Genomic DNA, 14,021 nt, shown 5'->3' on the forward strand with positions numbered 1-14,021 from the left:
CCGGGATGCTTTTTTCACGTGTGTTGTTATAACTATTTCAAAGTTAGTCATGCCAATAATAGCAAACAGCAAGGGTTTTTAGCAGAAATAGAATAAAGTATATCCAATCTAACCTTCAATCTGATCTATTAATTTGTCTTTTACACTTACACACTTCTTGTCACTGCATATAACAGCATGATCTATATCTAAAAATAAAGTAGCTTCCTTCTGCCCATCCACTAAATCATTTTCTTCAGACACTAGCTTGATCAAATAATCGCTTTCATAATTTCCGGTCTGATCAATCGGAGTTGAGTCTTCCAAGTATACGAGAAAGTCTTCTGCACTCTCGATATGAAGTAACGTAGAATCCTTATAAATCGCAACGCTCTTAAGATAGTCAAACTCCGTTGCGAACATATTATTATAACTAACTTCTAACTGAGATTTCACTGAACTTCCATCAACTAGAACACAGCCAACTAATAAGGGAGCATATAATAGAATAATGAGAAAACAAATCACTCTTTTTAAATAGGCCAATGAAAATTAACTCCCTTCTCTAGAAACAAGATCTTCGTACCTGTACTAACTCAATTCATTATTACTTGTTTACATCATTTCTCAATCTAGATAATACTTCCATCTTACTCTATTCTTAGGAGTATGTCTTTATAGTCACAGCGTCAATTACAAATTATTGCTCTCTTGCAGATAGATAGCTATGAACGTAGGATGTAACAAAACAAAATTCTTGATACACTACTGGAAAAACTTGTAGTTGTTTCTGCTATAATAATTTTGATTAAACTTCGAACGTTCATTTTACGGCTATACAGCTATTATTTACATACTTAAACTCACAGGAGATGTAAAATCCATGTATAAAATACTAATTGTTGAAGACGATGAGATTATTGCTAAGTCTATCAAAAATCACTTACAGTCATGGGGATACGCCGTTGAGTGTGTCGAAGAGTTTAAAGAGGTCATGACTCATTTTGTTGAATATGGTCCTCAGCTTGTGCTACTAGATATTTCATTAACCTCTTATAATGGCTTTCATTGGTGTAGCGAGATTCGGAAAGTTTCTAAGGTGCCGATTATTTTTATTTCCTCTGCTGCTGATAATATGAATCTTGTTATGGCCATTAATATGGGTGGTGATGACTTTATCCCGAAGCCATTTGATCTTACTATCCTTACTACGAAAGTACAGGCACTGCTAAGGCGTACGTATGAGTTTTCAACAAACAGTCAGCTTCTAGAGCATAAAGGGGCGATACTTAATATAAGTGATTCGACACTTATCTATCAGCAAAATAAAATAGAACTATCAAAAAATGATTTTAAAATCCTTCATATTCTACTTGAAAATAAAGGGAAAACAGTCACTAGAGATGCTCTAATGACTAAACTATGGGAAACCGATCATTTTATTGATGATAACACCCTTACGGTAAATATGACTCGTCTCCGTAAGAAGCTTGAAGATTTCGACTTAACTGGCTTTATAAAAACGAAGAAAGGCATAGGCTATTTGGTGGATTAATGATGAAACAATTGATTCTCTCCTATCTTAAACGTCAACTAGCAAACTATTCTCTATTCTTTCTGTTTGCAGGTGTTTTTGCCATTGTTTTTTCATTATATACCCTGCCAGTTGAACCAGTGCTTTATGCGACAATCATCTGTGCCTATATTGGTCTCATCTTTAGTTTGATCGACTTTTCAAAATATTACAAGCGTCATAGGCAATTAAATGATCTACAAAAAACGATCACATTGCATGTCGACACCCTTCCTTTTGCTAGAGACCAAATTGAACAAGATTATCTTGATTTACTTAAACGACTCCATGATGAAAAAGTATATGTGGTATCGAAAGCCGATCAAACTCAAACGAATTTAATCGAATATTTTACGCTATGGGTTCATCAAATTAAGACACCAATTGCTGCGATGGATTTATTAATTCAATCTCAGGAAAATGAAAAAGAGCATAATCCAGAATTATCTATCGAACTATTTAAGATTGAACAATATGTCGAGATGGTCCTACAATATTTGCGACTTGATCACATGTCCTCCGATTTATTACTAAAAAAATATTCACTCGATGATTTAGTTAAACAATCGATTCGTAAATATGCGAAGTTGTTCATCCGTAAAAAGATCCGCCTTTCTCTATCTGAGCTGAACTGTACCGTCTTAACAGATGAAAAATGGCTCGGATTTGTAATTGAACAATTACTATCAAATGCCATTAAATATACAAAAGAGGGCACAATTTCAATCTATATGGACACGAAGGCTGAACAAACATTGGTCATTGAGGATACTGGAATTGGTATAGAACTCGAAGATCTTCCTCGTGTGTTTGAGAAAGGATTTACAGGATACAATGGACGCTCTGATAAAAAGTCAACCGGGATTGGGCTCTACCTCTGTAAGGAAATTGCAACTAAGCTTTCCCACAAGATTAGTATCCAATCTGATGTTGGAAAAGGTACTAAGGTGCTCATTGATCTACAGCTGAATGAAATTAGGGTCGAATAAGAGACTTCCAACCTTACAACAATGCAAGGTTAACGATGTAAATGTAAGCTAAAGTTATGTTTGCTCGGTACCCTCCTTTTGTATACTTAACTTGAAATGAATGACGGAGGGTGAAAAGATGTTTATATTAGAAGCGAATAATGTAAAGAAGGTATATACTTCACGATTTGGCGGTAATCAAGTTCAAGCATTAGCGGATGTGAACTTTTCAGTTGAGAAAGGTGAGTATGTCGCAATAATGGGTGAATCTGGCTCAGGGAAAACAACCCTACTAAATATCCTAGCTGCACTTGATAAACCAACGAGCGGTGAGGTTTTGTTAAATGGTAAAAGCATTGTCTCTATTAAGGAAAAAGATATCTCCATGTTTCGTCGTGAAAACCTTGGCTTTGTTTTTCAGGACTTTAATCTACTTGATACCTTTTCGATCCAGGACAATATCTTTCTACCACTCGTTCTCTCTGGCAAGGCCTACCCTGAAATGAATACTCGGCTTACTCCAATCGCAAAAAAGCTTGGAATTGAAGCAATTATGCAGAAATTCCCTTATGAGGTGTCAGGTGGACAAAAACAGCGAGCTGCTGTCGCAAGAGCATTAATTACAAATCCTCAACTAATCCTTGCAGATGAACCAACAGGGGCTCTCGATTCTCATTCAACTGAAGGGTTGCTTCGAATTTTTACTGAGATTAATGACGAAGGCCAAACAATCCTAATGGTCACTCACAGTACAAAAGCTGCCAGTCACGCCAATCGTGTTCTTTTCATTAAGGATGGCAAGGTGTTTCATCAACTTTATAAAGGAAGCAAAACCACTGATGAAATGTACCAAATGGTTTCAAATACGTTGAACATCATCGCAACTGGTGGTGCTCGAAATGAGTAGATTTTTCTATGCCAAGCTAGCCATTACCAATATTCAAAAGAATGGAAAAACCTATTACCCATATATTTTCACGTGCATCGGAACGATCGCGATGTATTATATTATGCATTTTATCTCAATCAATGACGGTTTGAACAATATGTCAGGAGGAGATTCGCTAAAAATCATCTTGAACTTAGGAACCTATGTGATTGCGATTTTTTCAGTCATCTTCCTCTTTTATACGAATAGCTTTCTGATCAAACGTCGCAAAAAGGAATTTGGTCTATTTAATATCCTTGGTATGGAGAAAAAGCATATTGCTAGAGTGATGCTATGGGAAGCGTTCTTTGTTACCGTTACTAGCTTACTTTTCGGCTTGGTCACTGGTGTGTTGGCAAGTAAATTGATGTTTCTGTTACTACTGAAAATCCTCAATTTTACTGTCCCTTTTGGATTTGTAATCTCAGAGAAGTCCCTTTTAACTACGGTAGCTATATTTTTAGGGATATTCGTGCTAACACTGTTAAACAACCTTAGACAAATTCATCTAGCGAACCCAATTGAGCTCATTAAAGGCGGAGAGGTTGGAGAGAGAGAACCGAAAACAAAATGGCTGATGACACTTATCGGCATGATCTGCCTTGCAATCGGTTATTATATTGCTCTTACAACAGAATCACCATTATCTGCATTAAACATGTTTTTCTTAGCAGTGATTCTTGTGATTGTCGGTACATTTGCTCTATTTATTGCTGGCACGATCACCCTACTGAAAATGCTCCGCAAAAACAAAGCATTTTATTACAAGACAAAGCACTTTATTAGTATCTCTGGAATGATCTATCGAATGAAACAAAACGCAGCTGGACTGGCAAGTATTTGTATTCTTTCTACTGCAGTGCTTGTGATGCTTTCTTCAACCGTTTCTTTGTATGTTGGAATGGAGGATCTTCTGGATCAAAGATATCCAAAAGATATTACGATTTCTGCTAATAATCTATCGGAAGAGGCTTCAGAAGAATTGCGTAGTATTGTATTTGCCGAAGCTGAAACACAGGTTGATCTGAAGAATCCGGTTCATTATCGTTATCATTCCTTAGGTGCCTTTCAAAATGGTCATTCTTTTTTACTAAGTAATGATGAAACATCAATTAATAAGATGTCTCTTTTACATCTCATACCTCTAAGTGAATATAATCGCATGGAAAATCGATCGGTGAATCTAGAACCGAATGAAGTTTTGCTTGCAACACTTGATGGTAAAATAGCTGGTAACTCGATAACTATTGCAGACAGTACTTTTCAAATAAAAGAACGCGTCAATAACCTTACAATAGATGGATTAGGTCAATTTATGTTAGTTAATACGTACGTAATTATTATGCCAGATCCTGAAACCGTTCTTACTCTAAGTCAGTCTGCTGATGACTCTATAATTACAACTACAGACCTTTCTTACTATCTAGGATTTGATGCGAACGGTAATGTAGCTAACGAAATTGAATTAACAACAAGTATTAATAGCATTCTAAAAGAGAACTCTATCAATGGCCGTGCAGAAGGACTTGAAAGCTCAAAAGAATCTTTCTATTCTGTCTATGGTGGACTTTTCTTTCTTGGAATTTTCCTAGGCGGACTCTTCATTATGGCCACTGTCCTCATCATCTATTACAAACAAATCTCTGAAGGATTCGATGATAAGCACAGATATGAAATCATGAAAAAGGTTGGTCTCTCTAATGCCGAAATAAAGAAAACGATTCGAAGCCAAGTAGTCGTCGTCTTCTTCCTACCTTTGATCATGGCAGTTATCCATATCGCATTTGCATTTAAAATAATTGCTAAGCTACTCGCTTTATTAAATTTGACCAATGTTTCATTATTTGCGATTTCGACCGCAGGAACCATTATCGTCTTTGCCATCCTATATGCAATCGTCTATGTTCTAACGGCTCGAGTGTATTACCGGATTGTTAGCTCGTGAATTAAGTTAGAGAGCAGCTTTATTCATATCACTAATATAGTTAATAATCAAAAAAAGAGGCTGGGACAAAAGTGATTTAACTAATAGAAAATCCGAACAATGGTGGTTGGCAGACGTAAACCGCTCCTGAAATATACTTCGCTTTCCGCGGGAAGCCGGTGAGCCTCCTCGTGCTTCGCACTGCGGGGTCTCACCTTTGGCTTTTAGGTCCCGCAGGAGTCTACGTATATTTCATCCGCTACGTGATTGCATTATTCGGTAATTCAGTTAGGCACTTTAGTAATGTCCCAGCCTCTTTTTGCTAGTTAAGCTACACTAGTTAAGGTTATGATTTAGTTAGATGAATAATCTAAAGAACATATAGTCGTCTGATTTCTACCATTTGATTTAGATTCGTATAATGCTTTGTCAGCACATGAAAATACGTCAGTTGTACAGGTAGAATGTATGGAGGATTCTGAAATACCCAGCGATATTGTAATCGACTTTCCTACTGGGCTAATTCGCTGCTCTATTGTCTTTCGGATTCTTTCGGCAAAATGGTAGGCTTCTGAAGACTTTATATTTGGCATAACCAAAACAAACTCTTCCCCACCATAACGAAACAACGAATCTTGTCTTCTTATAACTGATTGAACCGTTACAGCCAAATCAACTAAAACCTCATCACCGGCTTGATGCCCGTAAGTATCGTTAATCAATTTAAAATGATCTATATCCAATACGACTAAAGAAAATAATTGTCCCTCTTTTTCAAAATCAGACATCATTTCATTTAGTTTTCTTCTATTCGCTAAGCCTGTAAGAGGATCTGTCGTTGCGGCTTCTACAAGTTCACTGTTATTTTTATTTATTGTTTTTATCGCAATCCTCACACTTTTACTTAGAAGATCGACCTCCCGATTCCAATGGGATTTAATAATGGGTGGCTGAACTTCCTTATCAGAACCTAAATCATTCACAGTATTCGCTAGCACAATAAATGGTTCAGCAAGCTTTTTAGCAAACGCTAACGATATTAAAAGCAATAATACAATAGGAAAAAGAATGGTAATGATAAGATCTTTAGTACGTTCTTGCAATGCTGCATCAATATACGAAGCAGGTGTTTGCTGGACAACTCCCCAACCTATTTCTGGAATATAATTATAAGCTGCATACATTGCTACGCCTTGACTATTTATCACAAACTGCTTTCCACTTTGTCCGAGTAGAATCCTTTCAATTATCGGATTTTCATTTACATCATCACCAATACGATCACTGTTAGGATGAAATAATAATTTCCCTTCTGGTCCGACTACATAATAATAGGACCCATTCTCGTCAACTATGTCATTACCAAGAATATCATTAAGAATGTTTGGTTCTTGTAAATAGATCGATCCTCCAATAATCCCCCTATATATTCCATTTGCGTCATAAATCGGTTCACTCATTAGAACAATCATACGACCAGTAGGTGCTCTATATGGGACAGTTAAGGTCGGACGTTTCAAATCAACTACATCCTTTGTAATTCCGGTCACCTTATCTCCTTTCAGACCAACACTAATTGGGGCAATACTGCGAACCAATGACGTTTCATCTATCCAAACTAATGAATTAAAGAATCTATTACTATTCCTTAATAGCACCAGCTGTTCCTGAATTTCTTCATCCGTCATTTCAGGATGCTCTGAAAGAAAATTAGCCGTCTCTTGCAAGCTTATTCTCATTGATTTAAATAAGGAATTCACTGAGCTACTGATTTTTTCAGACTTTGAAGAATTAAGTGCCAAATGTGTATCAATCAATGTATTTCTTTCAGCTTGATGTGATACGAATACTAAGATCGTTGTAATCAGTACGACAGATATTGAAATGAGAGTCATTAACAATGTGGTAAGTTTATATTTTCGGTTTAATAATATTTTCATTATAGATTCCAATCCTAATTAAAAATGTATTTCCTTCCTTCTTTATTATACACGGAAAATAAATATGACTTTTATAAAATTGATCATTTTTCTTGAATTCTTTTAACATAATCCGCAAAAGGACACGATTACCCCTTTTTTATATAATACTTACTTCTCTAAGAAAAAGACGAGAACATATATATGTTCTCGTCTAACTAGATTATTATTGCTGTTCGTTCGCTATACAAGCATTAACTCGGCTTCGTAATTTCCTGACGATCAACAGTATGTGGTGGCTTCTCCATCCATCCATTTGTGATCATGAGTTCTGCACCATCAGTTGCATAATTTCCTACCTCACCAATAAATCGAATATAATGTAGACCGATATCTCTTCTTGGACTTCCACCTAATGAAGAACCATAATTACCTAGAGATAAAGCATTCATTGTCAATGTTTGATACATCATCAATTTGTCGGAAAACGGAGATACAGTAGATCCGGTTACGGTACCATCCCATGTTTGCGGTGAAGACGTATTATCATCTTTTAACACCTTTGTTAAGATATCAATTTGTTTTTTTCCGATCTCGAATCCCCTTGAAAAGTATTTTTTTACTTCTTTCATTTGAGCGACCTGTGCAAACCCCATTAACATTGACGTCCCTACTGAATTCGATTCAACATTTGTGGCAATATGAGCGATTTCAATCGAAGTCAAAGTCCTTTTTTCACCAAAGAATCCTGTCAAAAAACTCTCTTTATGGACATATTCATTGTTTGTGGGATACGCAATATATGGCGAACGAACAAATATACCTTTTTTCAACATAACTTCTGCTGCTTTATCAAAGAGTGCAGCAGATGAAAAGAGGCACGACCTAAAAAAATCTCTAATATCTTTTCTTGCAGACGTTCCATGTGCAAGCGAATAGGTTACCTCGCCGTTTCTCCCCATGAATTCAAGATATCTACACAAAAAAGCATCAGAGTATAAACGAGGAGCGTCAACATTAACATCTGAATCAGAAAAACCATAAGGAACCGGAATTTTTTCTTGTTCAAAAATTCCTTTTATCTTTGCGATATTTTTTTCCGAAGTAGCTAATCCAAGTTCAATTACTCCTTGAATTTCTGAGTCTTTTACAATCGACAAGCTATACTTTAATATACATTTTGCCATTGTATTCTCTATATACCCGCTCCATAACATTGCTAACTCGGTGGATGTTAGTTGCTGTGAATTCTCTACCATCATTTACAAATTCCCTTCCTTTTTAAACTATCAGTAGTATTCACAAAGGAAATAGGATATATGTAAAAAACTGTAATTCGATTGACTATGGGTGTATTTTTGTAAAGATACACTTGTACATTTAGTTTCTAGATAGGATCTTCATTCACTCAATTAACTCTCCACTAATCCAACCCTTGTCTTAGGCAATGTTATAGTAAACGTCGTTCCAAGATTAACCTCACTTTGTACATCTATTGTCCCTTGGTGATTTTCAATAATTTGATAACAGACCATAAGGCCGATGCCTGTCCCTTTTTCTTTCGTTGTGTAAAAGGCTTCCCCAATTCGCTCCAACAACTCTCTCGGCATACCTGTTCCTTGATCAATAACCTGGATTTCAATATCACTGCAAAGTTCTTTGATCTTAAGAAAGATCGTACCACCATTTCCCATAGAATCGATTGCATTTTTGATCAAGTTGATGAAAACTTGCTTAATCTTATGACTGTCACAGGTTATATTTAATTCTGCCGAATCCGTTTCGAGTAAAATACGAATATTATTCATGTTCGTTTGCGAGGTAAGTAGTAGCTTCACTTCTTCAATAAGCCGAACGGCATTGTGTTCTTTCCAATTATCTATATGAGGCTTTGCTAGGGAGAGTAGCTCACTTGCGATTTGCTCAATACGCGAAAGCTCATCATCAATGATCGTATAATACAAATCCATCTTTTCATTTGTCGTCTTCATCATCTGAAAAAAGCCTTTTACCGAAGTTAGAGGGTTCCGTAATTCGTGGGCAATACTTGCTGCAAGCTCCCCAACAATCGCCATTTTTTCAGATCGTATGAGGAGCTTCTCATTCTCTTTCTCCTGTGATAAATCAACAAACGAGTGCATCACTGCTTGTTCGTCTTCATACATTAAATCAATTGAATACACGACATAGTAGTGGATTGAATCAATCAAAAGTGGCTGTTCTGATAAATTCCCTTCTGAATGTTGATGATCATAGTTTTCAAAAAACTGTAACACTTCTTTGTGATGATTCGTTAGCAGAAATTGTTCCTTTGCTTCATTATTAGAAAAGATAACACCTGTCTTGTTCCTTATGATAATAGGGATTGGAAGTTCATTAATGATCATTCTAAGTTTTTGTTCACTTTGTTCAATTGCCTCTTTTTTTAATTTGACTAAATTATTTTCATATTCCAAACGGTGGTTAACGTCTTTGAGATTGTTGAATTTCTTTTCTAGTCTTTGAAGCCTCTGCACCTCATGTACAGACAGTGGTTTATGGTCACCGTTATCGAACAAAGGCGAAATCGAAAATGATTCATCCGTCATAAAATGGGTATGTGTTTTGAATAATTCATTCTGCAAAAAGGCCGGGATTGTTAGTGCATTATAAGCACATACTGAAGTCATTCTTTCTTTAGAAATAAAGACATCACAATCACATTCATACGTTCGAACTCGGTCAAATGTCGATTCATGATTAGGAAGAGGCACCGCTCCCCACGTACGAACAGCATGGCCTTGATCGAGTAATGGTCGCATTAGACCTGTTAGCTCGTTTCCAGCTCTCTCAACATCAAGTTCTCCTTCATTAAGATAAAACTCATGTGAACTCATATAAATAAAATTAGTTTTGTAATCATCCTCAAGTTCAAATTCATCTAACCTATTAACAATTTGATTAATAACATCCTTTTCCTCAACAAATAACACCTTTTCTCCTTTTATTAGACCCTGATAGATGTAATCTACCGCATTTTCTATGTATTTATCTAACTCATTAAACATGTACAAAATATGCCCAGTACTTTTAACCACTGCTGCGTCGTTAAGCATAGATATGATTGGATGGATCCTTTTCATGTCCGTTTCTCCTACTTTTAATATGGCTTAAAACTATCGTATCAATTGTGCTGGTGCATGTCACTATCGAAAACAGTATTTTCCTTTTATGTGGTTCTATTTCAAAAATAAAATTGGTTGGTCCAGCATGATCAGGACCACTTGGCTTGTAAAATGGTTACATAGGACAGTAAATTTATTAATCAGGCTAGTAAAGTGCCTGAATCGGCTAGTAAACGAATAAATTACGCCAGACACCTAAGATATTCACAAAAACGCGGGTAACAAACAAGACTTGGCTCAATTAATAAAGTAAGTACTCTCCTCAAACGAATTCCAATAAAAGAAACCGAGTCAGGATTCTTATCCGCGACTCGGTTATTACACTATTTACATACAACTCGCTCTACTCCATTCAGATTCCAATTCTAATAGGGACTGATGGCGCTTGTCTCTATTATCGCTGACCGCTTTTAACGCCACTTTGAACAATCCCTCGCCTAATCGCCACTTTTCAATCGTTCTATCTGTTTCATCACCAAAGAGGGCAAACGCAGTGGCTCCCATTAGATACACATTTGTTCTCTCATCAATTACTGCACCTAACGTATATTCTTCAGGTGCCATAAATCGTGAGGAACCCCACATTCTTCCTATCGTATTGAGATATGGGCTTTTCGAATAAAAATCGATATCACAAATATGCGTCTTTTTAGAGTTGAAATCATACATGATACTTCCATCGTAAAAATCAATGGCTACATACCCCTTTTTGATAACATGAATATGAAAGGCCACTATATCTTCAAACACTTCAAGCTTCGTATTGTCAGGCATCTGCATAAACTTTTCTCTAGACGCCGGATACATTTTTCCCATACACTCTCCATCAGTCCATTCAAAAATAACAGCGAAGCCATTTCCCACTTCTTGTGCCCTAATAAAAGTAATCAAAGTGGGATGGGCTAAGTCTTGGTAAATCAGGACGGACGCTTTTAGCTTTTCAATTGCCTCTTCAGGCTTTCCGGAATACCGCTCTGTTGGTGCACCCGCAAATTTAACAAAATATTTCCTTCCAGCGTTTTCTACTCCGAAGCAGATATTGCCTGAATCTTGATCATCAAAAACCTTAAAAACCTTCCCATATTGTCCAATAAACGAGAAATCAAAAGGAGCTTTCAATTTGTATGGAATCGTATCTATGCATTGAATATAAAAATCTGCTAAATACCAAGTCGGTAGAGGATTCTTCATGCCATCAAACCAAGCAAGAACAGCTTTTGCTTGATCTTTCATAACATTAATCTCATCTTCACCGAATGGAATGGCCCAAGGGATTGACGATAGCATATTGCTACTTATATAAAAAGCCAGTAGCTTAAAGAACTGCATAGGTGGATTCCCATTAAAGTAACCGTTAATCTGCCCTGTTGCAAAGTGTGGACTAGCCGCCGCACTCCACACAATACGATTAAACTCCTCCCACGGATCTCCATAATCATTACGGTTGAAATCAATGATTTTCAGTTCTCCCTCTGCTGAAATGACCATATTACCTACATGATAGTCGCCATGTTGAAAAGATTGCGGCCTATTTTCAAGGAGATGTCTGTTCTCCTTGAGATAAGTAATGACTTTATCATCACCATCTATTTTAATCCCACAATTATGATAGTTTTTTATTTTAGTATCCGTTTTTCGGTTGAACCGAGTTCCCCATTCCTCTTGTCCATTCGGTGCAGGGATATTGTGAATCTCTCTTAGTATTTGCCCTGCTTTAATACCTAGTACGTATTGCTCGGTCTCTGTCTTTCTAGGCAAAACAATATCAGCATCTTCGCCTTCACACCAGGTAAAAAGCGAGTAGACTTTCCTACCGTTGTCGCATATCCCAAAGTCAATAGGCTCTGACATTGGTATACCGTCCTTAGCTAGTTCTCTCATCATCTCGAACTCACTCTTTTTCTTCTCGTATTCTGAAATATCAGCTAATCGAAGAAGTCGTTTTTCTTTCTTTATGGTCTCAATATAATACTTCTTGTCACTTGACCACCCTTTGTTAATTGGTTCAATTGTTTCAAACGTATTATAATTTTTGATATCGAACATGATGGTACCCTCCGGATCTACTATAAAAATTCACACTCAAGTCAATTAGCCATACACTTTTTTAAAATTTCTAGTTTTCTTATCTTATCTAGAAGATACTTTAACACAAAATGACAATTAATCGATTGTAAGGAGAGCTTTCTAAGCACATTATGTAAAAAGTGAGTCTTTGCCTCAATTTATCTCTTTCTAGTACATCTACCTTTTCACTTGTCACTCTTGTGAATAGGATACGATATCTTTTGAAAGAGGAGTCGATGTGTTTATATGACAACAACGAAACAACTAATTGTTTGCTTCAAACCTGGAACGAAGAGAACGAGTTGCATGCATGTGCATGATAAGTCAAAAGCGAAATTGGTTAAGGAACTTAAGGATATGGATATACATGTTGTAAATGTCTCTACCGAAGAACTATCCTCCTGTCTATCAGGATATACGGCCTCTGAGGATGTTCAATATGTCGAGGAAGATTATCGTATTCAAGTAGAACCAATTGAAGAGATGAGAGAGCTGTCTTCAGTTGAACCAATAAGGACGACTGCTTCAACGACCGATCCGCTATTTGCGAGGCAATGGGGGCTAGAGAACATCAATGCACAAGCTGCATGGGAGCTTGCACGGACTTCTACTCGCTCAGCAAAGATAGCGATTTTGGATACGGGTGTTAATCAGATTCATCCGGACTTAAGAGGCAAGGTTATTCATCAGACAAATTTATCGGATGCACTGACAGCTGAAGACGTTCACGGTCACGGAACGCATGTAGCAGGAATTGCCGCAGCAATAACGAACAATGGCAAAGGAATTTCGGGGATAAGCTATAATGCAGCTAGTATTATGAATATAAAAGTATTGGATGACACAGGTGGCGGGTCATCAAGCGATGTGGCACAAGGAATTATTTACGCCACTAATCGTGGTGCCAATATTATCAATTTGAGTTTAGGGTCTGAAATGAGTAACGAAACACTACGAAATGCGGTTCGATATGCAGCCAGCAATGGTGTGCTACTAGTTGGGGCAGCTGGTAATAATGGTTCTGATAAGATGAACTTTCCAGCAGCTTACGATGACGTACTCGCAGTAACCGCCACAAATCGAAACAATGAACTCGCCGAATTCTCTAACTATGGCTCTTGGGTAGACGTTGCTGCACCTGGTGAAGATATTCTGTCAACCTTCTCAGGAGAGTTGTCTCAATCATCAAGCCTGTACCGAGTCGTATCCGGGACCTCACAAGCGACCCCGTTCATAAGTGGCTTAGCAGGATTATTGAAGGCGTCGAACCCAGCGTTAACAAAAGGACAAATCCGAGCCGTTATTCAACGTTCATCGATCCCAGTATCTCCAGGTACAATTCGATTTGGTAAGGTTGATGCAATGAAAGCAATAGAACTTTCCCAAAATGCGGTAAGAAGTTTACCAGGTAAACTTCCTCCCGTTTGGTGGTTTCATAGAAACAGGTAGAAACTATTATTATTGTTAAAAACACTTCGTCCGGATGGTGTACACATAAT

Annotated in this window: 10 protein-coding genes; 5 read left to right on the plus strand and 5 right to left on the minus strand. The window is 37.1% G+C overall.

The genetic code is table 11. The features are described from left to right. Nucleotides 1–108: 108 nt before the first annotated feature. Entirely contained in the window at nucleotides 109–525 is a 417-nt protein-coding gene (locus J7W16_RS07185) for a hypothetical protein (RefSeq protein ID WP_210596589.1), read from the minus strand. A gap of 337 nt (nucleotides 526–862) precedes the next feature. On the opposite strand from J7W16_RS07185, the gene J7W16_RS07190 reads away from it, so the two are divergent. From J7W16_RS07190 to J7W16_RS07205, 4 genes are all read left to right on the plus strand, one after another. Then, entirely contained in the window at nucleotides 863–1,534 is a 672-nt protein-coding gene (locus J7W16_RS07190) for a response regulator transcription factor (RefSeq protein WP_210596590.1), read from the plus strand. A gap of 2 nt (nucleotides 1,535–1,536) precedes the next feature. Then, nucleotides 1,537–2,541, plus strand: coding sequence for a sensor histidine kinase (locus J7W16_RS07195; RefSeq protein WP_246879879.1), 1,005 nt, complete (start codon nucleotides 1,537–1,539; stop codon nucleotides 2,539–2,541). Nucleotides 2,542–2,659: 118 nt separating this feature from the next. Beyond that, nucleotides 2,660–3,427, plus strand: a complete 768-nt coding sequence (locus J7W16_RS07200) for an ABC transporter ATP-binding protein (protein WP_210596592.1) — start codon at nucleotides 2,660–2,662, stop codon at nucleotides 3,425–3,427. Next, a complete protein-coding gene (locus J7W16_RS07205) occupies nucleotides 3,420–5,393 on the plus strand; it encodes an ABC transporter permease (RefSeq protein ID WP_210596593.1) in 1,974 nt (657 codons plus the stop codon). The genes J7W16_RS07200 and J7W16_RS07205 overlap by 8 nt, the downstream gene beginning before the upstream one ends. A 332-nt stretch (nucleotides 5,394–5,725) precedes the next feature. Here J7W16_RS07205 and J7W16_RS07210 read toward each other — a convergent pair whose 3' ends face one another. From J7W16_RS07210 to J7W16_RS22270, 4 genes are all read right to left on the minus strand, one after another. Then, the gene (locus tag J7W16_RS07210; protein WP_210596594.1) at nucleotides 5,726–7,312 is read right to left on the minus strand and encodes a sensor domain-containing diguanylate cyclase; all 1,587 of its coding nucleotides are present in this window, start codon (nucleotides 7,310–7,312) and stop codon (nucleotides 5,726–5,728) included. A gap of 233 nt (nucleotides 7,313–7,545) precedes the next feature. Continuing rightward, nucleotides 7,546–8,553 (minus strand): DUF3231 family protein, encoded by a 1,008-nt coding sequence (locus J7W16_RS07215; RefSeq protein ID WP_210596595.1) that lies wholly within the window; start codon nucleotides 8,551–8,553, stop codon nucleotides 7,546–7,548. Between the two features lie 150 nt (nucleotides 8,554–8,703). Further along, the gene (locus tag J7W16_RS22610; RefSeq protein WP_210596596.1) at nucleotides 8,704–10,413 is read right to left on the minus strand and encodes an ATP-binding protein; all 1,710 of its coding nucleotides are present in this window, start codon (nucleotides 10,411–10,413) and stop codon (nucleotides 8,704–8,706) included. Nucleotides 10,414–10,782: 369 nt separating this feature from the next. After that, nucleotides 10,783–12,501: a phosphotransferase gene (locus J7W16_RS22270; RefSeq protein WP_210596597.1), complete on the minus strand. Its 1,719-nt coding sequence runs from the start codon at nucleotides 12,499–12,501 to the stop codon at nucleotides 10,783–10,785. A 267-nt stretch (nucleotides 12,502–12,768) separates the two neighbouring features. Here J7W16_RS22270 and J7W16_RS07230 point away from each other — a divergent pair, with 267 nt between their 5' ends. Beyond that, entirely contained in the window at nucleotides 12,769–13,971 is a 1,203-nt protein-coding gene (locus J7W16_RS07230; RefSeq protein ID WP_210596598.1) for a S8 family peptidase, read from the plus strand. Nucleotides 13,972–14,021: the final 50 nt, after the last annotated feature.

Origin of the sequence: Halalkalibacter suaedae, from assembly GCF_017939705.1 — a bacterium.
Taxonomy (GTDB): Bacteria; Bacillota; Bacilli; order Bacillales; family Bacillaceae_D; genus Halalkalibacter; species Halalkalibacter suaedae.